At 61.3% G+C, this 24019-nt stretch carries 27 protein-coding genes; 10 read left to right on the forward strand and 17 right to left on the reverse strand.

What is annotated here, in order from left to right:
- Nucleotides 1-13 precede the first annotated feature (13 nt).
- From JFT85_RS17645 to JFT85_RS17660, 4 genes are read right to left on the reverse strand one after another with little or no spacing between them, the layout of a single operon-like run.
- Complete coding sequence (locus JFT85_RS17645) at nucleotides 14-1012, reverse strand: hydrolase (protein WP_053258494.1); 999 nt, start codon at nucleotides 1010-1012, stop codon at nucleotides 14-16.
- Nucleotides 1013-1072: 60 nt separating this feature from the next.
- Nucleotides 1073-1690: a 16S rRNA (guanine(966)-N(2))-methyltransferase RsmD gene (gene rsmD / locus JFT85_RS17650; protein ID WP_187601219.1), complete on the reverse strand. Its 618-nt coding sequence runs from the start codon at nucleotides 1688-1690 to the stop codon at nucleotides 1073-1075.
- Complete coding sequence (locus JFT85_RS17655) at nucleotides 1690-3180, reverse strand: M16 family metallopeptidase (RefSeq protein ID WP_073636733.1); 1491 nt, start codon at nucleotides 3178-3180, stop codon at nucleotides 1690-1692. The genes rsmD and JFT85_RS17655 overlap by 1 nt, the downstream gene beginning before the upstream one ends.
- On the reverse strand, nucleotides 3173-4528 hold the full coding sequence (locus JFT85_RS17660; RefSeq protein ID WP_053258491.1) for a M16 family metallopeptidase: 1356 nt from the start codon (nucleotides 4526-4528) through the stop codon (nucleotides 3173-3175). Before JFT85_RS17660 ends, JFT85_RS17655 begins: the two co-directional genes overlap by 8 nt.
- A gap of 338 nt (nucleotides 4529-4866) precedes the next feature.
- Here JFT85_RS17660 and ftsY point away from each other — a divergent pair, with 338 nt between their 5' ends.
- The 4 genes from ftsY to rpoH all read left to right on the forward strand — a co-directional run bounded on the left by ftsY (nucleotide 4867) and on the right by rpoH (nucleotide 8962).
- Complete coding sequence (gene ftsY / locus JFT85_RS17665; protein ID WP_201230225.1) at nucleotides 4867-6291, forward strand: signal recognition particle-docking protein FtsY; 1425 nt, start codon at nucleotides 4867-4869, stop codon at nucleotides 6289-6291.
- Entirely contained in the window at nucleotides 6288-6959 is a 672-nt protein-coding gene (ftsE, locus tag JFT85_RS17670) for a cell division ATP-binding protein FtsE (RefSeq protein WP_003213784.1), read from the forward strand. Before ftsY ends, ftsE begins: the two co-directional genes overlap by 4 nt.
- Nucleotides 6956-7978 carry a permease-like cell division protein FtsX gene (ftsX, locus tag JFT85_RS17675; RefSeq protein WP_053258489.1) on the forward strand — a complete coding sequence of 341 codons (1023 nt, stop codon included), beginning with the start codon at nucleotides 6956-6958 and terminating at the stop codon, nucleotides 7976-7978. The genes ftsE and ftsX overlap by 4 nt, the downstream gene beginning before the upstream one ends.
- A 129-nt stretch (nucleotides 7979-8107) precedes the next feature.
- A complete protein-coding gene (gene rpoH / locus JFT85_RS17680) occupies nucleotides 8108-8962 on the forward strand; it encodes an RNA polymerase sigma factor RpoH (RefSeq protein WP_003176698.1) in 855 nt (284 codons plus the stop codon).
- 195 nt (nucleotides 8963-9157) lie between these two features.
- Here rpoH and mtgA read toward each other — a convergent pair whose 3' ends face one another.
- Complete coding sequence (gene mtgA, locus JFT85_RS17685) at nucleotides 9158-9880, reverse strand: monofunctional biosynthetic peptidoglycan transglycosylase (RefSeq protein ID WP_053258488.1); 723 nt, start codon at nucleotides 9878-9880, stop codon at nucleotides 9158-9160.
- 74 nt (nucleotides 9881-9954) lie between these two features.
- Here mtgA and JFT85_RS17690 point away from each other — a divergent pair, with 74 nt between their 5' ends.
- From JFT85_RS17690 to trmB, 4 genes are all read left to right on the forward strand, one after another.
- Nucleotides 9955-10332, forward strand: coding sequence for a DUF423 domain-containing protein (locus tag JFT85_RS17690; protein WP_053258487.1), 378 nt, complete (start codon nucleotides 9955-9957; stop codon nucleotides 10330-10332).
- A gap of 71 nt (nucleotides 10333-10403) precedes the next feature.
- On the forward strand, nucleotides 10404-10604 hold the full coding sequence (thiS, locus tag JFT85_RS17695) for a sulfur carrier protein ThiS (protein ID WP_053258809.1): 201 nt from the start codon (nucleotides 10404-10406) through the stop codon (nucleotides 10602-10604).
- A 65-nt stretch (nucleotides 10605-10669) separates the two neighbouring features.
- Nucleotides 10670-11464: a thiazole synthase gene (locus JFT85_RS17700; RefSeq protein WP_053258486.1), complete on the forward strand. Its 795-nt coding sequence runs from the start codon at nucleotides 10670-10672 to the stop codon at nucleotides 11462-11464.
- 9 nt (nucleotides 11465-11473) lie between these two features.
- A complete protein-coding gene (trmB, locus tag JFT85_RS17705; protein WP_201230226.1) occupies nucleotides 11474-12199 on the forward strand; it encodes a tRNA (guanosine(46)-N7)-methyltransferase TrmB in 726 nt (241 codons plus the stop codon).
- Nucleotides 12200-12344: 145 nt separating this feature from the next.
- Here trmB and JFT85_RS17710 read toward each other — a convergent pair whose 3' ends face one another.
- From JFT85_RS17710 to JFT85_RS17750, 9 genes are all read right to left on the reverse strand, one after another.
- Nucleotides 12345-12668, reverse strand: coding sequence for a DUF3392 domain-containing protein (locus tag JFT85_RS17710; RefSeq protein ID WP_017139459.1), 324 nt, complete (start codon nucleotides 12666-12668; stop codon nucleotides 12345-12347).
- Nucleotides 12669-12685: 17 nt separating this feature from the next.
- Nucleotides 12686-13888, reverse strand: coding sequence for a radical SAM family heme chaperone HemW (gene hemW / locus JFT85_RS17715; RefSeq protein ID WP_242486542.1), 1203 nt, complete (start codon nucleotides 13886-13888; stop codon nucleotides 12686-12688).
- A complete protein-coding gene (rdgB, locus tag JFT85_RS17720; RefSeq protein WP_201230228.1) occupies nucleotides 13885-14481 on the reverse strand; it encodes an RdgB/HAM1 family non-canonical purine NTP pyrophosphatase in 597 nt (198 codons plus the stop codon). The genes hemW and rdgB overlap by 4 nt, the downstream gene beginning before the upstream one ends.
- Nucleotides 14478-14912 carry a DUF4426 domain-containing protein gene (locus tag JFT85_RS17725; protein ID WP_053258483.1) on the reverse strand — a complete coding sequence of 145 codons (435 nt, stop codon included), beginning with the start codon at nucleotides 14910-14912 and terminating at the stop codon, nucleotides 14478-14480. The genes rdgB and JFT85_RS17725 overlap by 4 nt, the downstream gene beginning before the upstream one ends.
- 21 nt (nucleotides 14913-14933) lie before the next feature.
- Nucleotides 14934-15554: a methionine biosynthesis protein MetW gene (gene metW / locus JFT85_RS17730; protein ID WP_003213768.1), complete on the reverse strand. Its 621-nt coding sequence runs from the start codon at nucleotides 15552-15554 to the stop codon at nucleotides 14934-14936.
- Between the two features lie 7 nt (nucleotides 15555-15561).
- Nucleotides 15562-16701 carry a homoserine O-succinyltransferase MetX gene (metX, locus tag JFT85_RS17735; RefSeq protein ID WP_078827472.1) on the reverse strand — a complete coding sequence of 380 codons (1140 nt, stop codon included), beginning with the start codon at nucleotides 16699-16701 and terminating at the stop codon, nucleotides 15562-15564.
- Nucleotides 16702-16892: 191 nt separating this feature from the next.
- Nucleotides 16893-17480 carry a YggT family protein gene (locus JFT85_RS17740; protein WP_053258481.1) on the reverse strand — a complete coding sequence of 196 codons (588 nt, stop codon included), beginning with the start codon at nucleotides 17478-17480 and terminating at the stop codon, nucleotides 16893-16895.
- Between the two features lie 39 nt (nucleotides 17481-17519).
- The gene (proC, locus tag JFT85_RS17745) at nucleotides 17520-18338 is read right to left on the reverse strand and encodes a pyrroline-5-carboxylate reductase (protein WP_069552289.1); all 819 of its coding nucleotides are present in this window, start codon (nucleotides 18336-18338) and stop codon (nucleotides 17520-17522) included.
- Between the two features lie 24 nt (nucleotides 18339-18362).
- On the reverse strand, nucleotides 18363-19058 hold the full coding sequence (locus JFT85_RS17750; RefSeq protein WP_201230229.1) for a YggS family pyridoxal phosphate-dependent enzyme: 696 nt from the start codon (nucleotides 19056-19058) through the stop codon (nucleotides 18363-18365).
- A 57-nt stretch (nucleotides 19059-19115) separates the two neighbouring features.
- Between JFT85_RS17750 and JFT85_RS17755 the strand changes: the two genes are divergently transcribed.
- Nucleotides 19116-20150 carry a type IV pilus twitching motility protein PilT gene (locus JFT85_RS17755; protein ID WP_201230230.1) on the forward strand — a complete coding sequence of 345 codons (1035 nt, stop codon included), beginning with the start codon at nucleotides 19116-19118 and terminating at the stop codon, nucleotides 20148-20150.
- Nucleotides 20151-20290: 140 nt separating this feature from the next.
- Here the strand turns inward: JFT85_RS17755 and JFT85_RS17760 are convergent, their stop codons facing one another.
- On the reverse strand, nucleotides 20291-20926 hold the full coding sequence (locus tag JFT85_RS17760; RefSeq protein ID WP_053258477.1) for a C40 family peptidase: 636 nt from the start codon (nucleotides 20924-20926) through the stop codon (nucleotides 20291-20293).
- Between the two features lie 249 nt (nucleotides 20927-21175).
- Between JFT85_RS17760 and JFT85_RS17765 the strand changes: the two genes are divergently transcribed.
- Nucleotides 21176-21604 (forward strand): NINE protein, encoded by a 429-nt coding sequence (locus JFT85_RS17765; protein WP_053258476.1) that lies wholly within the window; start codon nucleotides 21176-21178, stop codon nucleotides 21602-21604.
- A gap of 133 nt (nucleotides 21605-21737) precedes the next feature.
- Here JFT85_RS17765 and JFT85_RS17770 read toward each other — a convergent pair whose 3' ends face one another.
- Together JFT85_RS17770 and JFT85_RS17775 are read right to left on the reverse strand one after the other, a co-directional pair.
- Nucleotides 21738-23009: a dihydroorotase gene (locus JFT85_RS17770; RefSeq protein ID WP_069552287.1), complete on the reverse strand. Its 1272-nt coding sequence runs from the start codon at nucleotides 23007-23009 to the stop codon at nucleotides 21738-21740.
- A complete protein-coding gene (locus JFT85_RS17775; RefSeq protein ID WP_053258474.1) occupies nucleotides 23006-24010 on the reverse strand; it encodes an aspartate carbamoyltransferase catalytic subunit in 1005 nt (334 codons plus the stop codon). Before JFT85_RS17775 ends, JFT85_RS17770 begins: the two co-directional genes overlap by 4 nt.
- Nucleotides 24011-24019: the final 9 nt, after the last annotated feature.

Raw genomic sequence — 24019 nt, forward strand, 5'->3', positions numbered from 1 at the left:
GCCCGCTGCCTCATTATTTAGCGTGCTCCTCCCGCAACCATTGCGGGATGCGGCGCTCCAGGTAGTAGCTGGGGTGCTTCAGCGAACCCTCGACAAACCCCACATGCCCACCCTTGGCCAGCAACTCGAACTCGGTGCAGTCCGACAGTTCGCTGGCCTCGGGCAGGCTGTGGGCGAACACGAAGGGGTCATCGGCGGCCTGGATGATCAGGGTGGGGGTACGGATTTCGCCCAGGTAGTAACGGCTCGATGCGCGGCGGTAATAGTCTTCTGCACTGAGGAACCCATGCAGTGGCGCGGTTACCCGCCCGTCGAAGTCCCAGAATGTGCGCATCTTCTCCAGAGAGCCCAGTGCTTCCAGGGTTTTTAGCCCGTCAGCCCGACCATCCTGTAGAAACCGGCTCTGTTTGAGGCGGATATACGCCAACATCTCGCGCATGAAATGCTTTTGATAAACCCGCGAAAAGCCCAACCCGATGCGATCTGCACATTGATCCAGCCGAAACGGCACCGACACTGCCGCCGCGCCTTGCAGCCCGGAGGCTTCGCCGGTTTCTCCCAGGTGCTTGAGCAGCACATTGCCCCCCAGCGAATAACCCACGGCGTACAGCGGAGCCAACGGCCGCTGGGTGCGCAGATGGGCAATCGCGGCCGCCAGGTCCTCGCTGGCGCCCGAGTGATAGCTGCGCGCCAAGAGGTTGGGTTCGCCCGAGCACCCGCGCCAGTTCAACGCTGCGCTGGCCCAGCCTTGGGACGCGAGGGCTTTTTGCAGGCCGGCCACGTAGGGCGAATTGGACGACCCCGTCAGCCCATGCAGCACCAGCACCAACGGCGCTTGCGCGTCATGGGGGCCATGCCAGTCGAGGTCGAGAAAGTCGCCGTCGTCCAGCCATAGGCGCTCGCGCTGGCGTTCGATATGGGTGGTAGGGCGCCACAATGGCCCCCAAAGCGTTTGCAGGTGCGGGTTGCCGAGGCCGAAGGCGGGTTTGAACAGGTCGACGGAAGGGATCATGGATATCTCTGTAGCGAGCGAGCTTGTTGTGGCGAGCGGGGCCAGCCCGCTCGCCATAAATCAGGCAGCGCTTTCCACCAAACGGTGCCACAACGCGTAATACACCCGACCAGACTTCTGCTCCCGGTGCAGGCGCCAGCTACCCGGCAGGCCGAGGGTCGACGGTGCGGTCTCGCTTTCAGTGTAGATCCACGCATCCGGTGCCAGCCATTGGCGCTCTTCCAGCAACGCACACACCGTCGGCAGCAGGTTCTGGTTGAACGGCGGGTCGAGGAACACCACGTCGTACTCGGTGGCCGGCTGGGTTTCCAGGTAGCGCAACGCGTCGGCGGTCTGAACCTGGCCGGTAGTGCAGCGCAGGGTGCCCAGGTGTTCCTTGAGGCTGGAGACGGCCACATTGCTGGCATCCAGCGCCTGGCCTTGCGCCGCGCCACGGGACAGCGCTTCGAGGAACAGCGCGCCGCTGCCGGCAAACGGGTCCAGCACCTTGGCGTCGCCGATGTACGGCGCGAGCCAGTTGAACAGGGTTTCACGCACGCGATCCGGGGTTGGACGCAGGCCGACGACGTCGGGGAAGCTCAGCTTGCGGCTGCCCCATTCGCCACCAATGATGCGCAGTTGGCCCACACCGTTATGGACGTTGTGGACGGGTTTTTTCGGGCGAGATGAACTGGCCATTAATGCTCCGGAACCCCGAGCGGCTGCTCGGCAGGTTTATCAGTGGGGGGCGGTAGTGGCTTTTGCGCAATCGTCGGGCCGGCGGTCACGATGACCATCTTGTCGGCGCTCAAGTGTTTATTCATCGCAGCCTTCACCTGTTCTACGGTCAGGGCCTGGGATTGTTTCATGAAATCTTCCAGATAGCTCAGCGGCAGGTTGTAGAAACCCATGGCGCCCAGTTGCCCGACGATATCGGCATTGCTCGCGGTGGACAGCGGGAAGCTGCCGGCCAGCTCGCGCTTGGCGTCATCCAGTTCCTTCTGCGTCGGGCCGGTCTTGAGGTAGTCGGCCAGCACGTCTTCAACCAGGCGCAAGGTGCCGCCGCTCATTTCGGCGCGGGTTTGCAGGTTGATCATGAACGGGCCGCGCACCTGCATCGGTGAGAAGCCGGAGTATACGCCGTAGGTCAGGCCGCGCTTTTCGCGCACTTCGCTCATCAAACGGGTGCCGAAGCCACCGCCGCCGAGGATCTGGTTGCCCAGGGACAACGCGGCGTAATCCGGGTCGGCGCGGTCGATGCCCAGTTGCGCGAACAACAGGTGCGTCTGCTTGGACGGGAACTCAATGTGGCTCAGGCCGGCCTTCGGTTCGGTTGGCTGGGCGATCTTCGCCAGGGCCGGACCTTTGGGCAATGAGGCGGAGACCTTGGCGGTCATGGCTTCGGCCTCGGCGCGGGTCAAGTCGCCGACCACTGCAATGACCGCGTTGCCCGCCGCGTAAGCCTTGGCGTGGAACGCCTGCAACTGCGCGAGGGTAATTTTCGGGATGCTGTCGGGTGTGCCTTCGCTCGGGTGCGCGTAAGGGTGGTCGCCGTACAGGCGCTTGAACAGTTCAAGGCTGGCCAGCTTGGCCGGGTTCTGCTTCTGGTACTCAAAGCCGGCGAGGATCTGGTTCTTGATCCGCGCCAGGGAATCGGCCGGGAACGTCGGCTTGCCGATCACGTCGTCAAACAGTGCCAGGGCCGCCTCGCGCTTGTCGCTGTCGCTCAGGCTGCGCAGCGACACCAGCGCCATGTCGCGATAGGCGCCATTGCCGAAGTCGGCGCCCAGGCCTTCAAAGCCGCTGGCAATCTGGCTGACATCCTTGCCCGGCACGCCTTCGTTAAGCATGGCGTTGGTCAGCAATGCCACACCGGGGCTGCTGCCATCCTGGCTGCTGCCGGCGGCGAACAGGATGCGCATGTCGAACATCGGCAGTTCATGCGCTTCGACGAACAGCACCTTGGCGCCCTCGGCGGTGGTCCAGGTTTGCACGTCAAGCTTGCGGTTGGTCGGCGCCTTGCCGTCCAGCTCCGCGAGGGATTGCAGTTTGTTGGCCGATTGAGCCTTGTCCAATGCCTGGCTGGCTACGGACTCGCTCGGGCGCAGGAAGTACACGGCACTGGCTGCAATCAGGGTGACGACGACCATGCCAGGAAAGATCAGGCGGCTGCTTTTGCGATCACTCATGAGCGGTCTCCTCAGGCAAAACATGGGCGACGCTCAAACGCTCGCGGGTGAAATAGGTGCGCGCGGCCTTCTGGATGTCTTCCGGGGTCACGCTTTGCAGGTCGGCCAGTTCGGTGTCCATGAGTTTCCATGACAGGCCAACGGTTTCCAGCGAGCCGATGGCCGTGGCCTGGCTGGTAATGGAGTCACGTTGGTAAACCACGCCGGCAATCACCTGGGCGCGGATACGCTCCAGTTCTTCCGCCGTCGGCGGTTTGGCTTTCAATTCGTCCAGCAGGCGCCACAGGCCGGCTTCGGCCTGGGCAATGGTTTTTTTCTTCTGCTGGTTCGGAGTGGCCGTCAGGGTGAACAGGCTGTCGCCCCGGGTGTAGGCGTCGTAGCTGGTGGAGGCGGCGGAAACCAACTCTTCACCGCGCTCCAATTGCTCCGAGATACGCGCGCTGTAGCCGCCATCCAGCAGGGCCGAGAGCAGGCGCAGGGCTTGTACCGAGCGTTTGTCTTCGGCGGTGGCCAGGCCCGGTACGTTGAAACCGAGAATGACGCTCGGCAGCTGGGTCTGCACATGCATGGTCAGCAGGCGCTCGCCGGGTTCGGCGAGCTCCAGCGGGATCTTCGCGGGTGGCACATCACGTTTTGGGATTGGGCCGAAGTAGCGCTGGGCCAGGCTCTTCACCTGGTCCGGGGTCACGTCGCCGACCACTACCAGCGTGGCGTTGTTCGGCACGTACCAGGACTGATACCAATGGCGCAGCTCTTCGACTTTCATGCGCTCAAGGTCGGCCATCCAGCCGATGGTCGGCGTGTGGTAGCCGCTGGCCGGGTAAGCCATGGCCTTGAAGCGCTCGTAGGCCTTGGACATTGGGTTGTCGTCGGTGCGCAGGCGGCGCTCTTCCTTGATGACCTCGATCTCGCGGCTGAACTCATCGGCCGGCAGGCGCAGGCTGGCCATGCGGTCGGCTTCGAGTTCGAAGGCGACGCCCAGGCGATCACGGGCCAGTACCTGGTAGTAGGCGGTGTAGTCGTCGCTGGTGAAGGCGTTTTCTTCGGCGCCCAGGTCGCGCAGGATCAACGAGGCTTCGCCTGGCCCGACCTTGGCGCTGCCCTTGAACATCATGTGTTCCAGGGCATGGGACAAACCGGTCTGGCCCGGCGTTTCATAGCTCGAACCCACCTTGTACCAGACCTGGGAGACCACGACCGGTGCACGATGATCTTCGCGCACGACCACTTTAAGGCCGTTATCCAGGGTGAATTCATGGGTGGGTTGTGGGTCGGCAGCCAAGGCTGAAAGGGGCAGGCAAACTGTGCCGAGCAGCAGGCCAGCGGCGCGGCGGGCTAGAGCATTCATTCGTTTTTAAACCTGTTGGGTTGCCCGCTTGGTCTTAGCGTCGGCGGGCGAGGAGGTGCTAGGATACTGATCCGATTTGGACACGGCCACTGCGGCGGTCATCTTGTCCCGGATCCAGTCGTAGGAATGTTGGAGTAGATGGTGGGTTTCCCCGACGATCTTCCACTTTTCGCCGATTTTATCGCTTCAGTCCTTTATTGAAACGATTTGTTGAGGCCTTTATTTACGCCTTACAAAATGTTGCGCATGAACAAGCGAGCGTTAACGCAGTCTGTTCTGCATCGAATTTATTTACCGAGGCGCCCTGGCGCATCGCTACTTTGAGATAGCCGTCCTCCATGTTTGGTTCCAACGACGACAAGAAGAGCCCAGCTGCGGCTGGCGAGAAAAAAGGCCTGTTCGGATGGCTGCGCAAAAAGCCGCAGGAAACCGTCGTCGAACAGTCACAGGTTCAACCTGAGCCTATCCCAGAGCCTGTATTAGAAGCCGAACCGGTCGCTGAAACCCCGGCGCCGGTGGTGTTGCCGATGGCTGAGCCCGTATTGCAGCCAGCGGCACAGGTTGAGCCAGCGCCAGAGCACATGCCGTGGCTGGAACTGCCGGTGGCCGAAGAGCCTGTGGCACTGGTTGAAGACGTGCAGGCTGAGCACGTGACGCCGCCGATTCCGGTCGTGGTTGAGCCGGTGGCGGTTGTGGTCGAAGCGCCGCCAGTGATCGAAACGCCTGCGCCGGTGGTTGTGGAGCTCGCGCCGGCACCTGTGGTGGTTGCCGCGCCTGCCGTTATCGAGCCGCCGGTCGCACCGGAGCCGGTCGTCGTGCCTGCCGAAACCAGCAAAACCGGTTTCTTCGCCCGCCTCAAGCAAGGCCTGAGCAAGACCAGCGCCAGCATTGGCGAAGGCATGGCCAGCCTGTTCCTGGGCAAGAAGGTTATTGATGATGAGCTGCTGGAAGACATCGAAACCCGCCTGCTGACCGCCGACGTAGGCGTCGAAGCCACTGCGGTGATCATCCAGAGCCTGACCCAGAAGGTCGCGCGCAAGCAGTTGACCGACGCCGATGCGCTCTATAAATCCCTGCAGGCCGAGCTGGCCGCGATGCTCAAACCTGTGGAAGCGCCACTGGTCATCACCCCGAAGAAGCCGTTCGTAATTCTGGTGGTCGGCGTCAACGGTGCCGGCAAAACCACCACCATCGGCAAGCTGGCCAAGAAGCTGCAGTCGGAAGGCAAGAAGGTCATGCTTGCCGCCGGCGACACCTTCCGCGCTGCTGCCGTGGAGCAGCTGCAAGTCTGGGGTGAGCGCAACAAGATTCCAGTCATCGCCCAGCACACCGGCGCCGACTCCGCCTCGGTGATTTTCGATGCGGTGCAGGCTGCCAAGGCCCGCAATATTGATGTGTTGATCGCCGATACCGCCGGTCGCCTGCACACCAAGGACAATTTGATGGAAGAGCTGAAGAAAGTGCGCCGTGTCATCGGCAAGCTCGACGGCGAAGCGCCACACGAAGTGTTGCTGGTGCTCGATGCCGGCACAGGCCAGAACGCCATCAGCCAGGCCAAACAATTCAACCAGACGGTGCAACTGACCGGCCTGGCATTGACTAAGCTCGACGGCACGGCCAAGGGCGGCGTGATCTTCGCCCTGGCTAAACAGTTCGGCTTGCCGATTCGTTATATCGGCGTCGGTGAAGGCATCGATGACCTGCGCACCTTTGAAGCCGAACCCTTTGTACAGGCACTTTTCGCCGAGCGGGAGCGTCCATGATTCGATTCGAACAGGTCGGTAAACGCTACGCCAACGGGCATGTGGGCTTGCATGAGCTGAGCTTTCGAGTGCGTCGCGGCGAGTTCTTGTTTGTGACCGGCCACTCGGGTGCCGGCAAAAGTACATTGTTACGCCTGTTGCTGGCGATGGAGCGTCCTACTACCGGCAAGTTGCTGCTGGCGGGCCAGGACCTGGCCACCATCAGCAATGCGCAGATTCCTTTCCTGCGCCGTCAGATCGGTGTGGTGTTCCAGAACCATCAGTTGCTGTTTGATCGTACGGTGTTCAACAACATTGCCTTGCCGTTGCAGATCCTCGGGCTGTCCAAGGCTGAGATCGTCAAGCGCGTGGATTCGGCACTGGAGCGTGTGGCGCTGTCGGACAAGACCGACCTGTACCCGGGCGACCTGTCCACCGGCCAGCAACAACGCGTCGGTATCGCGCGCGCCATTGTCCACCGCCCGGCCTTGCTGCTGGCGGACGAACCCACCGGTAACCTCGACCCGCGCCTGGCGGCCGAGATCATGGGCGTGTTCGAAGACATCAACCGTCTGGGCACCAGCGTGCTGATCGCCAGTCACGACCTGGCCCTGATCGCCCGTATGCGCCACCGCATGCTCACTCTGCAACGTGGCCGCCTGATCGGTGACGGGGAGGCCGGCGTATGAGTGCGACACGCAGCCCTAAAGTTTCCGAGCGCGTGGCGCCCAAAGCCGCCGACCCGCAACCGCAGAAGAAAAAACGCGACGATGACGATGGCCCGGATTTCGGCACGCTGCTGCGCGCCTGGATCGAAAGCCATCGCGCCAGCCTGCTCGACAGCCTGCGCCGCCTGGGCAAACAGCCGATTGGCAGCTTTTTCACCTGCCTGGTGATGGCTGTGGCCCTGAGCCTGCCGATGGGGTTGTCGCTGCTGCTTAATAACGTCGAGCGCCTGGGCGGGTCCTGGCAGCGCGCGGCGCAGATTTCGCTGTACTTGAACCTCGACGCCAGTACCAAGGAAGGCGAGAGTTTGCGCGATGACATCAAGCACCTGCCGGGTGTTGCGGATGCCGAGTACATCAGCCGCGACCAGGCCCTTGAGGAGTTTCAGCAGCAATCCGGCCTGGGCGAGGCGCTCAAGGAATTGCCGCAGAACCCGCTGCCAGGCGTGGTGCTGGTAACGCCGAATGAAGTCGACAAGCCGGCCCTTGAAGCCCTGCGGCAAAAACTCGCAGAGATGCCCAAGGTGCAACAGGCACAACTTGATCTAGTCTGGGTGGAGCGCCTGGCCGCGATCCTCAAGCTGGGCGACCGCTTTGTGTTTGGCCTGACGGTGTTGTTGGTGTCTGCATTACTTTTGGTGATAGGTAATACCATTCGTCTTCATATTGAAAACCGTCGCACCGAGATAGAAGTGATTAAACTGGTCGGCGGCACAGACAGCTATGTGCGTCGTCCATTTCTGTACATGGGCGCGCTTTATGGCTTTGGTGCGGGGATTTTGTCATGGGGCGTGCTGGCGTTTGGCCTTGATTGGCTGAACGACGCGGTAGTCGGGCTTGCCGGCTTGTATGGCAGCGATTTCGCCTTGGCTGGCGTGCCGGTCGCCGATGGGCTGTCACTCTTGCTTGGCGCGGTATTGTTGGGGTATATCGGTGCGTGGATTGCAGTCGCTCGTCATTTACGTGAGCTGGCGCCGAAGTAGTTAATGTCAGATTAATGTGGTTTCGTTTGTATTGACCGTATTGGTGGTTTAGGGAACTTGTCCTACGGTTCCCGGTCAATTTTCGCAGTGCTGAACTGCACGAGTTATGTGAGTCGGAGGTTTTTTCGTATGACCACTTCTTTGCAACCTGCTTATGCTTTGGTCCCGGGTGCGAACCTGGAGGCCTATGTGCACACGGTCAACAGCATTCCATTGCTGACACCGGAGCAGGAGCGTGAACTGGCCGAGAGTCTCTACTATGAGCAGGATTTGGGGGCGGCTCGGCAGATGGTGCTCGCCCACCTGCGTTTTGTCGTACATATCGCCCGTAGCTATAGCGGCTACGGTCTGGCCCAGGCTGACCTGATTCAGGAAGGCAACGTCGGCCTGATGAAGGCTGTAAAGCGCTTCAACCCGGAAATGGGTGTGCGCCTGGTGTCGTTTGCTGTGCACTGGATCAAGGCGGAAATCCACGAGTTCATCCTGCGCAACTGGCGGATCGTGAAAGTCGCGACCACCAAGGCCCAGCGCAAACTGTTTTTCAACCTGCGCAGCCAGAAGAAGCGCCTGGCGTGGCTGAACAACGAAGAAGTCCACCGCGTGGCCGAAAGCCTCGGTGTGGAGCCGCGTGAAGTGCGCGAGATGGAAAGCCGCCTGACCGGCCATGACATGGCCTTCGACCCAGCCGCCGAAGCGGATGACGACAGCGCATTCCAATCGCCGGCCAACTACCTGGAAGACCACCGGTACGACCCGGCGCGTCAACTGGAAGACGCCGACTGGAGCGACAACTCCAACCACAACCTGCACGAAGCGCTGGAAGTGTTGGACGACCGCAGCCGTGACATCCTCTACCAGCGTTGGCTGGCGGAAGAAAAAGCCACGCTGCACGACCTGGCACAGAAGTACAACGTGTCGGCCGAGCGCATTCGTCAGCTTGAGAAAAGCGCGATGAACAAGCTGAAGTTGTCGATCGCCGCTTAAAACGCTGCGATAAGACAAAAAAATGCCCCGATCGAAAGATAGGGGCATTTTTGTTTGCAGTCGAAAATCTCAAGCTCAACTCGGTCCACTGTGGGAGCTGGCTTGCCTGCGATGAGGCAGTATCAGCTAACACATGGGTAGTTTGACCCACCGCTATCGCAGGCAAGCCAGCTCCCACATGGGTAGTGCAGTGTGTCAGTCGGACCACGGGGCTTTGCGGGAGTTATTCAATTCCACCAAGTAACCATCCCCACCCAACTGGCTCATCTGCTGGCGAATCCACGCTGCGCGCCGCGCCACATAGGCCGTCGGATGGCTGGCGCTCCACACTCGAGGGTTGGGCAGCACCGCCGCCAGATAACTGGCCTGCTGGCGGGAAAGCGCCTTCGCGCTCACCCCAAAATGGTGCCGCGCCGCAGCTTCCGCGCCAAACACGCCTTCATCCCATTCCACGCTGTTGAGGTACACCTCAAGAATCCGCTGCTTTGGCCATAACACCTCGATCAATCCGGTAAACCAGGCCTCCAGGCCTTTGCGCACATAACTGCGGCCGGTCCACAGAAACAGGTTTTTCGACACTTGCTGACTCAAGGTGCTGGCGCCGCGAATCGAACCGCCGCGCTCGTTGTGCGCCAGTGCCGCCTGAATCGCGCCAAAGTCAAAACCCCAATGCTGGGGAAAACGCTGATCTTCGCCGGCCATCACCGCCACCTTAAGGTCGTCGGAGATTTCATCCCACGCCACCCACGTGCGTTGCAGGTCAATCGGTTCGCCGTCGACCCAGGACTCGACCTTGCGCTCTACCATCAGCGCGGTGAACGGTGGCGGGACGACACGAAACAGCAGCACCAGCAGCACACTGCCGATGGCAAACCATTTCACGACTTTGAGAAAACGTTTGAAGAGGAGACGCAGCATAGAGATGGCTTGGCCGAACCCGTTGAGCGGGCCATTATACAGACACCGCCCTTTGAGTCTGACTGGAGTTCCTCATGCTGCGTAGCTTTCTGATGCTGGCTGCCTTTTTCGGCTTTACCGGTGTCGCCCTCGGGGCCTTTGCCGCCCACGGCCTGAAAAACCGCCTGAGCGCCGAATACCTGGCGATCTTCCACACCGGCGTGACCTACCAACTGGTACATGCCCTGGCGTTGTTCGGCGTCGCATTGCTGGCAGCGCATATTCCGGGCCGACTGGTCAGCTGGGCGGGCATCTCCTTTGCCGTGGGTATCCTGCTGTTCTCCGGCAGCTTGTATGCGCTGACCCTGACCGGCATCAGCAAGCTTGGCATCATCACCCCGTTCGGTGGGCTGGCGTTCCTGTTGGGCTGGTTCTTCCTCGGCTTGACCGCGTGGCGCCTGCAGGTCATCTGACCGAGGGGCTTGGGCCAGCAATGCCAATCGGGCTAGAATGCTGGCCCCTAAAAACGATGGCGGCCCGTGGCATGCGCATTCAGTTGAACGGCGAATCCTTTGAACTGCCCGACGGTGAAACCGTTGCGGCCCTGCTGACCCGTCTGGACTTGACCGGGCGTCGCGTCGCAGTGGAGCTCAACCTGGATATCGTCCCGCGTAGCCAGCACGCCGACACCGCGCTCACCGAAGGCGACCAGGTCGAAGTGGTTCACGCCATCGGCGGCGGTTAGCCGTTCGGCGCTCAACGGCGCCATCCCGAATTCTGCAGAACCTCACCCCATTTCGAGGATTTCCCATGAGCATCGTTCGTAGCGACAAGCCCTTCGTCCTGGCCGGTCGTACCTACCAGTCCCGTTTGCTGGTCGGCACCGGCAAGTACCGCGACATGGAAGAAACCCGCCTGGCCATCGAAGCCTCGGGTGCAGAGATCGTCACCTTTGCCGTGCGCCGCACCAACCTTGGCCAGATCGAAGGGGAGCCGAACCTGCTCCAAGTGCTGTCGCCGGATCGCTACACTTTCCTGCCGAACACTGCCGGTTGCTACGACGCCATCGAAGCCGTGCGCACCTGCCGCCTGGCCCGTGAGCTGCTCGACGGCCACAACCTGGTGAAGCTGGAAGTGTTGGCCGACCAGAAAACCCTGTTCCCCAACGTAATCGAAACCCTCAAGGCCGCCGAAACGCTGGTCAAGGAAGGCTTTGACGTCATGGTCTACACCAGTGATGACCCGATTATTGCCCGTCAATTGGCGGAAATCGGCTGCATCGCGGTGATGCCGCTGGCCGGTCTGATCGGTTCCGGGTTGGGTATCTGCAACCCTTACAACCTGCAGATCATCCTCGAAGAAGCCAAGATCCCTGTGCTGGTGGACGCGGGCGTGGGCACTGCCTCCGACGCCACCATCGCCATGGAGCTGGGCTGCGATGCGGTGCTGATGAACTCGGCTATCGCCCATGCCCAGCAGCCGGTCATGATGGCCCAAGCCATGCAACACGCAATCGTCGCCGGTCGCCTGGCCTATCTCGCCGGGCGCATGCCGAAAAAACTTTACGCCAGCGCTTCCTCGCCGCTGGATGGTCTGATCAAGTAAGAGCCATTGATGACTGAATCAAACGAAACGCCGAACACCGTGGAAGAAGGCGACGAGTCCAAGCACCGCCGCATCAAGAGTTTTGTGATGCGCGCCGGTCGCATGACCGAAGGCCAGCAAAAGGGCCTGGAACAAGGTACGCCGCTGTTCGTACTGCCATTGGCTGACGCGCCGGTGGACTACGACCAGGTATTCGGTCGTTCGGCCCCACGCTCCCTGGAAATCGGCTTCGGCATGGGCCACTCCCTGCTGGAAATGGCCGCAGCCGCGCCGGAACAGGACTTCATCGGTGTCGAAGTACACCGCCCGGGTGTCGGCGCGCTGCTTAACGGCGTGCTGACCCAAGGCCTGACCAACCTGCGGGTCTACGACTGCGACGCGATCGAAGTGCTCAACCGCTGCATCGTCGACAACAGCCTCGACCGCCTGATGCTGTTTTTCCCGGACCCGTGGCACAAGTCCCGCCACCACAAGCGTCGCATCGTCCAGGCTTCGTTTGCCGAACTGGTACGCAGCAAGCTGAAAGTGGGCGGCATCCTGCACATGGCCACCGACTGGGAACCGTACGCGGAATACATGCTGGAAGTGATGGACGTAGCGCCTGGCTATCGCAACCTGGCCGAAGACGGCAAATGCGTGCCACGCCCGGCCGAGCGCCCGATCACCAAGTTCGAACGCCGCGGCGAGCGTCTGGGGCATGGGGTTTGGGATTTGAAGTTCGAGAAGGTCGACTGACACGTCATTAGCGTGGAATGCAGTCAAAAATGTGGGAGGGGGCTTGCTCCCGATAGCGGTGGATCAGTCCTCTTGATGTCGACTGACACTCAGCTATCGGGAGCAAGCCCCCTCGCGCATTTGTATCTGTGTGTTGGGTTTGGGGTCAGCGGCGGTCTGCCACAACGCCAATCAACACCAGCACCACCACCAACACCGGCGCCAGGCTGTAGTTATTGAACTGGCTCAGCCCGCGCACTATCCACGGTGTGGCATACAGCAATGCCGCGCCGCTGCCGATCATGCACACCAACGCCATCAACGGTACACGCAGCGCACCCGCGATGCTGCCCAGGCGGCCTTCGATCCAGCCTTTGATATCAGCGCCAAACAGCACCAGCAAACAGCCGACAAGAGCCAGGGAGATTTCCGAGAGGTTGCTGCGGCTCCAGCGGGATACGGTGGCGAGCAGGTCGAGTACCAAATCCATTCGATTTCCTTAGAGCGTCAGCTCAAAAACTTCTGCAACAGGTCATTGAGAAAGAGTTGCCCGCGGTCAGTCGCCGCCAGGCGTGACGGTTCGACCTGCATTAAGCCACTTTGTTCTGCCTCACGGCGGTCTTCGTCGAGGCTGGCCAAGTCGAGGCCGGTGCGCTCGGCGTACAGCCTGGATTCAACGCCTTCGGTGAGCCGCAACGCGTTCATCAGGAATTCGAACGGCAGTTCTTTATTGGTCAATTCTTTCGCGCCAGCCTGGAAGCTTTTGGCCGGGTTCAGGTAGTCCTTCGGCGCTCGGGTCTTCCAGGTGCGCACGATGCGCCCGTCCGGATGGCTGAGCTTGCCGTGGGCGCCTGCGCCGATGCCGATAAAGTCGCCGAAGCTCCAGTAATTCAGGTTATGCCGCGCCGGGCGCCCTGGTTGGGCATACGCCGACACTTCATATTGCGCGTAACCGTGCTCGGCCAGCAGCGCCTGACCAGCTTCCTGAATGTCCCACAGCGTGTCGTCTTCCGGCAGCGCGGGTGGCTGGTTCCAGAACACGGTGTTGGGCTCCAGCGTCAGCTGATACCAGGACAAGTGCGTTGGCTTCAGTGCGATGGCCTGGCGCAAGTCGCTCAGCGCATCGTCCAGGGATTGGTCGGGCAGGCCGTGCATCAGGTCCAGGTTGAAGTTATCGAACCCGGCCTGGCGTGCCATGCCGGCGGCGCGTACGGCTTCATCGCCATTGTGGATGCGGCCCAGGGCCTCAAGTTTTTCCTGCTGAAAGCTCTGGATGCCGATGGACAGGCGATTGATCCCCAGTTTGCGGTACGCCACGAACTTCTCTTGCTCGAAGGTCCCGGGGTTGGCTTCCAGGGTGATTTCGATATCGCCGGCAAACGCAATGCGCGCTTCCACGCCTGTGAGCAGGCGACCCAGGGCCGCGGCGCTGAACAGGCTTGGCGTACCGCCGCCGAAGAAGATCGAACTCAGTTCGCGGCCGTAAACCGCCTGCAGGTCTTGATCAAGGTCGGCCAGCAGCGCGTCCACATACTCTTCTTCCGGCAGCACGTTGCTGGCGGTGTGGGAGTTGAAGTCGCAATACGGGCATTTGCGCACGCACCACGGGATGTGGATGTACAGCGCCAGGGGCGGCAGCACCGGCAAGGCCGCCCGAGGTGTTTGCGCGCCGCCGTGGATCAGCGGCTGCGCAGAGGTGTTCTGGGTCATTTCAGGCTCAAGCGTTGGCGCAGCAAATCCATTGCGCGGGCGCGGTGGCTGATCTGGTTCTTGTCGACCGGGCTCAGTTCTGCGCTGGAGACATTGCGCTCCGGCACCCAGAACAGCGGGTCATAGCCAAACCCATGTTCGCCGCTGGCGGCATGCAGGATGCGCCCGTGCCACAGGCCTTCGCAGAGGATCGGCAGCGGGTCATCGGCATGCCGCACCAGCGCCAGCACACAGACGAACTGCGCGCCACGCATCGCGTCCGGCACCTCCTTGAGGGCGTCCAGCAGCTTGGCGTTGTTGGCCGCATCGCCCTTGCCGTCGGCATAGCGCGCCGAGTAGATGCCAGGGGCGCCGCCGAGGTAATCCACCGCCAGGCCCGAGTCATCGGCCAAGGCTGGCAGCCCGGAGATACGCGCGGCATTGCGTGCCTTGAGGATCGCGTTCTCGACAAACGACAGGCCGGTTTCTTCCGGCTCGACCTGGCTGAACTCGCCAATCGAGCGCAGTTGCACGGACTCACCGAGCATGGCCTGGAGTTCTTTGAGTTTGCCTGCGTTATGGCTGGCGAGTACCAGTTGGGTAAGGTTCATCATGGCGCCGGGAACAGTTCCTGGTTGAAACTGAAACCGTGAGCCTTGCCGCCGGTTTCAACATTGATGGTGAAAATCTTGGTTTCCTGCTGTGGCACCGGGTATTGGGCGATGTAGTTGGTGCTGCCGTTCTCGGTGACCTTCTTGAACGTCAGCATCTCGCTTTTGCCGCCGAGGTCTTTGACCGTGCCGGTGACGGTGGCATCGATCGGCGTCACGCCCTTTTGCACGAACACGTTGATCATGCCGACCTTTTTGTCGCGTACCACTTCCAGTTGCTGGGCCTGTTCCGGCTGCAAGAAGGTGGATGTGAAGGTGTTGTAACGCACGGTGATATCACCAAATTCCTTCAGGCGGTTGCTGTCGATAGCGTCGGCTGCCATGGCACTGGTGCCCAGGCAGGCGGTGAGTAGAAAAATAGCCAAACGACTCATGTTCGTCCTCCTTGAAAATGGTTAGACGGCGATTTGATGGTCTGTCAGGCCAGGGCTGCTGACTCGGTAGATACCGATTTCGCCCAACAGATTGGGCCATAGCTTACTCGCCCAGCCGTGGCGGTGCTGTTGATCGACGGCAAGGCGGTTGATCACCTTGGCTTCACGCTCGCCGCACAAGGCTTCGAAGTCTTCGAATGTGCAGAAGTGGATGTTTGGGGTGTTGTACCACGTGTACGGCAGGAAGTCCGACACCGGCATCCGGCCCTTGGTGGCCAGGTACCACCGGCAGCGCCAATGGCCGAAGTTGGGGAAGGTGATGATGCACTGGCGGCCTACACGCAGCATTTCGTCGAGGATACGGTCCGGGTAGTGCACCGCTTGCAGGGCTTGGGTCATCACTACGATATCGAAGCTGTTGCTGGCGAAGTTGCCCAGGCCCTTGTCCAGGTCCTGCTCGATCACGTTGATGCCCTTGGCCACGCACTGGGCGATGTTGTCCGGGTCGTTTTCCAGGCCATAGCCGGTGACTTGCTTGTTGTCGCGCAGCCAGCTCAGCAGTTCGCCATCGCCGCAGCCAAGGTCGAGCACGCGGCTGCCGGCGGGGATCCAGTCTTGGATGATTTCCAGGTCGGCTCTCATGGCGTTCTCACAGTGCTATTCGGTTCATGTAGTTGCTGAAGGCCTGCAGGTAACGCGGGATCGGAATCAGGAAGGCGTCGTGGCCTTGCGGTGCATCGATCTCCAGGTAGCAGACGTCTTTGCGGGCGGCCATCAAGGCATCCACCAACTCCCGAGAGCGGGCCGGCGAGAAGCGCCAGTCGGTGGTAAACGACATCACGCAGAACTTGGCCGTGGCGCCCTCGAAGGTTTTCGCCAGGTCGTCGTCATGGTTCGCGGCCGGGTCGAAGTAATCCAAGGCCTTGGTCATCAGCAGGTAGGTGTTGGCGTCGAAACGCCCCGAGAACTCCTCGCCCTGATAACGCAGGTAGCTTTCCACCTGGAACTCGACGCTGTGGAAGTCGTAGTTGAGCTTCTCGCTCTTGAGCCCACGGCCGAATTTTTCGCCCATGGAGTCATCGGAAAGATACGTGATGTGCCCGACCATCCGCGCCAGCATCAAGCCGCGCTTGGGAATCACGCCTGCTTCCTGGAACGAACCCCCGTGGAACTCGGGGTCGGTGAGGATGGCTTGGCGCGCCACTTCGTTGAACGCGATGTTCTGCGCCGACAGTTTTGGCGCCGAGGCGATTGCCAGGCAATGGCGCACGCGATCCGGGTAGGTGATGGTCCACTGCAACGCCTGCATGCCGCCCAGGCTGCCGCCGATCACCGCGGCCCATTGTTTGATGCCCAGCCGGTCGGCGAGGCGGGCCTGGCTGTGTACCCAGTCTTCCACGGTCAGTACCGGGAAGTCCGCGCCGAACGGCTTGCCGGTTTCCGGGTTGAGGCTGCTCGGGCCGGTGGAGCCGTTGCAGCCGCCGAGGTTGTTGAGGCTGACCACAAAGAACTTGTTGGTGTCGATGGGCTTGTCGGGGCCGATGCAACTGTCCCACCAGCCGGGCTTGCGCTCGTCGGCACTGTGGAAACCGGCGGCGTGATGGTGGCCGGACAGGGCGTGGCAGATCAGCACGGCGTTGCTCGCCGTGGCATTCAACTGGCCGTAGGTTTCGTAGATCAGGTCATAGGCCGGCAGCGAACGGCCACAGGCCAAGGCCAGCGGTTCGCTGAAGTGCGCCAATTGGGGCACGACCAGTCCAACAGAATCGGGGGGGAAGGCAGCTGGCATCGACCCTGCTCTCGTTTAAATGAGGCGTAAGTCTAAAGACCGCTGCACCTAGCGGCAAGCAAAGGCCTGCACCCGTACAAAGATACAAATGTGGGAGGGGGCTTGCTCCCGATGACGGCGTGGCAGTCGACATCTGTTTGACTGACCCACCGCTATCGGGAGCAAGCCCCCTCGCAGATTTTTTAGCGCACTCAGATCAGGCCAAACAGTTCTTTCGGCATGAACGCGTAGTAGGCCAGGCGCGGAATCACCCAGCTTTGCAGCAGCTGGATCGCGATGAACGCGAAGATCGGCGAGATATCCAGGCCGCCCAGGTTGGGTATCAACCGACGGAACGGTGCCAGCACGGGCTCGGTAATCTGGGCAACCAGCTCAGCACCTGGGCTGCGGCTGCCGGGTGCGACCCACGACAGGATCACGCTGATGATCATCGACCAGAAGATGATCTTCAAAAACAGCGAGAAGATCCCGATCAGGCCCCATGGCAACAGCAGCACGGTGAAGGCCTGGTAGCCGTTGAGCATCAGGATCACCACAAACAGCAAAATCTGCAGCAACAGCGCCAGCACCAGCGACGACATGTCCAGGCCGAACAGGCTCGGGATCACTCGGCGCAGGGGCTTGAGCAGCGGTTGAGTGGCCTTCACCACGAACTGGCACAGCGGGTTGTAGAAGTTCGCCCGCACCAGTTGCAGGATAAAACGCATCAGCACGATCAGCAGGTACAGGCTGCCCAAGGTCTGGATGATGAAAATGGCAGCGTCATTGATTCCGAGCATGTTTGTTTCCTGTCTAATCCAGTTGCGAGTAGGGGACGACTATTTACCCAGCTGCTCGGCCATTTCAGCCGAACGATGTGCTGCAGCACCCAGTGCTTTTTCCACCAGGGCTTCAAAACCTCCGGCCTGGAACGATTCGATGGCCGCTTGCGTGGTGCCGCCCGGGGACGTCACGCGGCGGCGCAGCTCGGCCGCATCCACCTCGCTGGCGACGGCCATCTTCGCCGCGCCCAGCGCGGTTTGCTCGGCCAGTTGCTCCGCGACTTCATGTGGCAAGCCCAGTTTCACGCCAGCGGCGGTCATGGCCTCGATCAACAGGAAGAAGTAGGCCGGGCCGCTGCCGGAGACGGCGGTTACCGCATCCAGTTGGTGTTCCTGTTCCAGCCACAGGGCAATGCCCACTGCAGACAGCAGCTCTTGAGCCTGGTCACGTTGTTGGGCGCTCACTTGGGATGTGGCGTACAGGCCGCTCACGCCTTGGCGCAGCAGCGCCGGGGTGTTGGGCATGCAGCGCACGATTGGCTGGGCACCGAGCCAGTGGTTCATGCTGGCGCAGGTGATGCCGGCGGCAATCGATACCACCAGTTGATGCGGTTGCAGGCTCGGGCGCAGGCTTTCGCACACGGCTTTCATGGCTTGCGGTTTCACTGCCAGCACGATCACGTCAACGCCCTGAATGGCTTCGGCGTTGTCGGCAAAGGTTTCGATCCCGTGCTCGGCGCTGACGCGCGCACGCGTGTCGGCGCCCGGGTCGCTGGCGCGGATGTGCTGGGCTTGCAGGCCTTTGGCCCGCAAGCCACCGATCAGGCTGGCCGCCATGTTACCGGCGCCGATAAAGGCAATACGCGTGTTGCTCATGACAGGTCCTTATTCAGAGGAAAGTCAGCCATTTGATGGCTGGCCGTAGTCGCGGGCGCCAAACAGAGCGGTACCGATCCGCACCCAGGTGGCGCCTTGGGCGATGGCCGACTCAAGGTCGTGGCTCATGCCCATGGAAAGTGTGTCCAGGCCCAGGTTCAGGCTCGCCTGCAGGTCGCGTACTGTCGCGAAGGCTACATCCTGCTCGGCGCGGTCTTCAGTCGGTTCGGGGATCGCCATCAAGCCACGCAGCTTCAGGCGCGGCAGGGCGCTGATCGCTGCGGCCAGGGCCGGCAGGTCGGCGGGTGTACAGCCGGACTTGCTGGCTTCGCCACTGACGTTGACCTGGATGCAGATGTTCAGCGGCGGCAGGTCGGCCGGGCGTTGTTCAGACAGGCGTTGCGCGATTTTCAGGCGGTCCACGGAATGCACCCAAGCAAAGTTCTCGGCGATCGCACGAGTCTTGTTCGATTGAATGGGGCCGATGAAGTGCCAACTCAAGGGCAGGTCGTTTAATTCGGCCTGTTTGCCCAGGGCTTCCTGCAGGTAGTTTTCGCCAAAATCGCACATCCCGGCCGCATAGGCTTCGCGTACCGCTTGCGCGGGTTTGGTCTTGCTCACGGCCAGCAAGTGGATGCTGCTTTCGTCACGTTGCACGGCGTGGGCCGCGGCGCGGATCCGCTCGCTAACCAGGCCAATGTTGTCTGCTATCGTCGACATTCAAGATGCACCCGTGGATATGGAGTCCGCGGCATTCTACTGGAAATGGAAAGCCCTATGGATATCACTGAATTGCTGACGGCCAGCGTGCGTCGTGGCGCCTCTGACCTGCATTTGTCGGCTGGCGTGGCGCCGATGCTGCGTGTGGATGGCGAGGTCTGGCCCCTGGACGGCCCGGCGCTGTCGCCCCCGCAAGTGGCGGATTTATTGAGCCCTTTGCTCAACCAGTACCAAGAAAAGGATTTCGAAACATCTCTTGAAACGGATTTTGCCTTCGAGCTGCCGGGCGTGGCGCGGTTCCGGGCGAATGTGTTCCAGCAGGCGCGCGGCATGGGCGCGGTGTTTCGCACCATTGCGACCGAGGTGCAAAGCCTGGAAAGCCTCGGGCTGGGAGAAGTGTTCCAACGGATCACCCGGTTTCCGCGCGGCCTGGTGTTGGTGACCGGGCCAACCGGGTCCGGCAAGTCCACGACGCTGGCAGCGATGATCGACCATCTTAATCAGCACCGGCGCCAGCACATTCTTACGCTGGAAGACCCCATCGAATTTATCCACAGGCCGAAAATGGCCTTGATCAACCAGCGGCAGGTACAACGCGATACACACAGTTTTTCCACGGCGCTGCGTTCGGCGCTACGGGAAGACCCGGATATCATTCTGGTGGGGGAGTTGCGTGACCTGGAAACCATACGGCTGGCACTGACGGCGGCTGAGACCGGGCACCTGGTGTTTGGCACCGTGCACACCACGTCGGCAGCAAAGACCGTGGACAGGCTGGTGGATGTGTTCCCGGCCGGGGAAAAGGCCATGGTTCGCACGATGCTGTCGGAGTCGTTGCAGGCGGTGGTGTCCCAGGTGCTGGTCAAGAAGATCGGCGGCGGGCGGGTGGCGGCTCACGAGATCATGCTGGGCACGCCGGCCATCCGTAACTTGATCCGTGAAGACAAGGTGGCGCAAATGGTCTCCGCGATACAGACCGGTGGGGCGTTGGGCATGAAAACGTTGGATATGAGCTTGAAGGCGTTGGTCAATGAGGGGTTGATCAGCCGGGAGGAAGCGCGGGGGCAGGCGAGGGTGCCGGGGGATATCTGAGGTCTTGTGTGCCATGAAAATCAACTGTGGGAGCGGGCTTGCTCGCGAAGGCGGTAGATCAGTCACCTAAGATGGTGACTGACACTGCGCCTTCGCGAGCAAGCCCGCTCCCACATGTTTTACCGCATTTCAGCCAGAGATCAGCGCTGCACAACCCGCAGGTTGTTCTGCTCTTTAGGCAGAACACGCTTGGCAATCACGTAGTTCTTGTCCCAGAACGGCTTCTTCAGCGTATCGATGCTCACCGACTTGCCACGACGCGGCGCGTGGATAAAGCGGTCGTTGCCCAGGTAAATGGCAACGTGGTTGACCTGGCGGCTCTTCAGTTTGAAGAACAGCAGGTCACCCGGTTTCAGGTCCTTGCGATCAACCTTCAGCCCGTGGCCAGCGGCCATGGCGTTGGAAGTGCGAGGCAAATCCACCGCTTTTACGTCGTTAAACGCATATTTCACCAAGCCACTGCAGTCGAACCCTTTACTTGGGCTGCTGCCGCCCCAACGATAAGGGGTACCGAGCACATTAACGGCGCGGCTGAGGACATTGCTGCTTTGCTTGGTGTTGCCGGCCAGTTGGGTATGAATGGCTTTACCGTGGGCCTTGCTCACTTGAGTCGGGCGGTTGACGGTCAGCTTTACCGACTTGGCAGTGCTGGGTGTGCTGTGAACTTTAGGGGTGAAACCGTTAACGTTAGGAAGACGTTGCTCACGATTGGTGGCGTGGGCGGCCAGTGGCATTAATAGGCAAATGGTTAGCCATGTCTTGAAAAATGGTCGCATTAGGCGTGGCTCTTAATGGTTTGCGCGCAACTTTATAACAGCTTTTTGTGTCGTTCTAAGGCCGTTTGTCGACTGAACCCTGGGGTCAAATTCAGGAAAAACGCGACGAATTGCCGCTATTGTCCTACAGAGGTCAGGTGGCATAAGGCTTTGCGGGAGGGAAGATACCATTTGCCGTGCGTCGGGCGCCCGTAAAAAAGTCACAAAGAAAATGAAAAAATTTATCTATCGAGGCAAAAGAGGTACTCCATGAACACCTATCGACAGGATGTGATGCAGCAGGACACCCACAGCAAGGTGATTGGCTACCTGCTCTGGATTTTCGGTTTTACCGGGGCGCATCGCTTCTATTACGGCAAGCCCGTGACCGGGACAATCTGGTTTTTCACCTTCGGCCTGTTCGGTATCGGGTGGCTGATCGACTTGTTCCTGATCCCGGCCATGGACCGTGAAGCGGACCTGCGTTTTACCGCCGGGCCCATCGAATACAACGTGGCCTGGGTACTGTTAGCGTTCCTGGGGGTGTTCGGCCTGCACCGTATGTACCAGGGCAAATGGATCACCGGCCTGATCTACCTGCTGACCGGTGGGTTGTTCCTGATCGGTGTGCTGTATGACTTCTGGACGCTGAATACACAGGTTTCGATCCGCAATGCCGAGCGCAATAGCGGGCGCTGAGTCTCTCAAGGCCTCTACAAAACCAAATGTGGGAGGGGGCGTGCGCCCGATAGCAGTGGGTCAGCGACAGATAAGCTGACTGACCCACCGCCTCCGGGAGCACGCCCCCTCCCACTTTTTTACCGTGCCCGTTTTAGGCCTGGTAGCTGATCCGCCCATCCACCAAGGTGTATCGCACCGTCGCCGGCAGGCTATGGCCGATGAACGGGCAGTTTTCGCCCTTGGACAGCCAGTGTTCGCCGGCAACCGTGGAGCTGGCTGGATCAAACAGCACCAGGTCCGCCGCTGAGCCCACCGCCAGCTTGCCCGCCGGCAGGCGCAAGGCTTCGGCCGGGCCGGCGCTCAGGCGTGCCAGCAGCGTCGGCAGGTCGAGCAAGCCATCCTCAACCAGCGTCATTGCCAAGGGCAGCAGCAGTTCGACGCTGCTGATGCCCGGTTCTGTCGCGCCAAACGGGGCCAGCTTGGCATCCCGCTCGTGGGGCTGGTGATGGCTGGAGATCGCCGAGACCACGCCCGACTTCACCGCCGCGCGCAAACCTTCACGGTCGGCCAAGGTGCGCAGCGGCGGCTGCACGTGGTAAAGGCTGGAAAAGTCGATCAGCGCCTCATCGGTCAAAATCAGCTGATACAACGCCACGTCCGCCGTCACCGGCAGGCCGCGCGCCTGTGCCTGGGCGATCAGGGCCACGCCCCGCGCGCTGGTCAATTGGCTGAAGTGCGCACGCACGCCGCTTTGTTCCACCAGCAGCAGGTCGCGGGCCAGGGCCACGGTTTCAGCGGTTTCCGGAATGCCCGGCAGGCCGAGGAAGCTGGCGACAGCGCCTTCATGGGCCAGGCCGCCTTCGGCCAGGTCACGGTCCTGGGAGTGAAAAATCACCGTCAGGTCGAACGTGGCCGCGTATTCCAGGGCGCGACACAGGGTGCGCGTACTGCGGAAGCTTTCCAGGCCGTTGCCGAACGCCACACAGCCGGCGTCGCGCAGGGCGATCAGCTCGGCGAGCTGTTCGCCTTCCAGGCCTTTGCTCAGGGCGCCGATCGGGAACACTTTGCAATTGCCGGCTTCACGGGCGCGGTCGAGGATCAGCTCGGTCACGGCCGAGGTGTCCAGGATTGGCTTGGTGTGCGGCGGGCAGCACAGGCTGGTCACGCCACCGGCGGCGGCGGCGCGGGTTTCGCTGGCGATGCTGCCTTTGCGGCTGTAACCCGGCTCACGCAGGGCGACGTTCAGGTCCACCAGGCCAGGGGCGGCCACCAGGCCTTTGGCGTCGATGGTCTCAACCGCACTGAAACCGCTGGGCGCGGCGCCGATGGCGATGATTTTGCCGGCTTCCACATGAAGATCGGTAACGTGATCCAGGCCGCTGGCCGGATCGATGACTCGGGCGCCGAGAATGCTGAGCTTCACTGGGCGTTCTCCTGCTCGAATTGACGTTGCGCGGTTTGCCCGCTCATGGCCATGGACAGCACGGCCATGCGGACGGCGATGCCGTAAGTCACCTGGTTCAAAATCACCGATTGCGCGCCGTCGGCCACCGCCGACTCAATCTCCACGCCACGGTTGATCGGGCCTGGGTGCATCACGATGGCGTCCGGCTTGGCGCCGGCCAACCGCGCGGTGGTCAGGCCGAACAGGCGGTAAAACTCACCTTCGCTCGGCAGCAGGCCACCGGCCATGCGCTCGCGTTGCAGGCGCAGCATGATCACCACGTCCACATCCTTAAGGCCTGCGGCCATGTCGGTGTAGACCTTCACGCCGTACTGTTCGATGCCGATCGGCAGCAAGGTTTTCGGCGCGATCACGCGGATGTCCGGGCAACCCAGGGCTTTGAGGGCCAGCATGTTTGAGCGGGCGACCCGCGAGTGCAGGATGTCGCCGACGATGGCCACCGACAGGTTTTCGAAGCCGCCCTTGTGCCGACGGATCGTCAGCATGTCGAGCATGCCTTGGGTCGGGTGGGCGTGACGGCCGTCGCCGCCATTGATGATTGCCACGTTCGGGCACACATGCTCGGCGATGAAGTGCGCCGCGCCGGAGTCGCCGTGGCGGACCACGAACATGTCGGCGGCCATGGCTTCCAGGTTGCGCAGGGTGTCGAGCAGGGTCTCGCCCTTGCTCGCCGACGAGGTCGACACGTTCAGTGTGATGACGTCGGCCGACAGCCGCTGGGCCGCCAGTTCAAAGGTGGTGCGGGTGCGGGTAGAGTTCTCGAAGAACACATTGCAGATGGTCTTGCCGCGCAGCAGCGGGACCTTCTTCACTGCGCGGCCACCGACTTCAAGGAAGGAGTCGGCCGTGTCGAGGATTTCGGTCAGCAGTTCGCGGGGCAAACCGTCGAGGGACAAGAAGTGTTGCAGCTGGCCCTGAGCATTGAGCTGCAGCGGGCGCTTGGCATCTAGAGGCGTCATCGCGGGGAC

It is taken from the genome of Pseudomonas sp. TH04 (genome assembly GCF_016651355.1).
In the GTDB taxonomy this organism is placed as follows: Bacteria; Pseudomonadota; Gammaproteobacteria; order Pseudomonadales; family Pseudomonadaceae; genus Aquipseudomonas; species Aquipseudomonas fluorescens.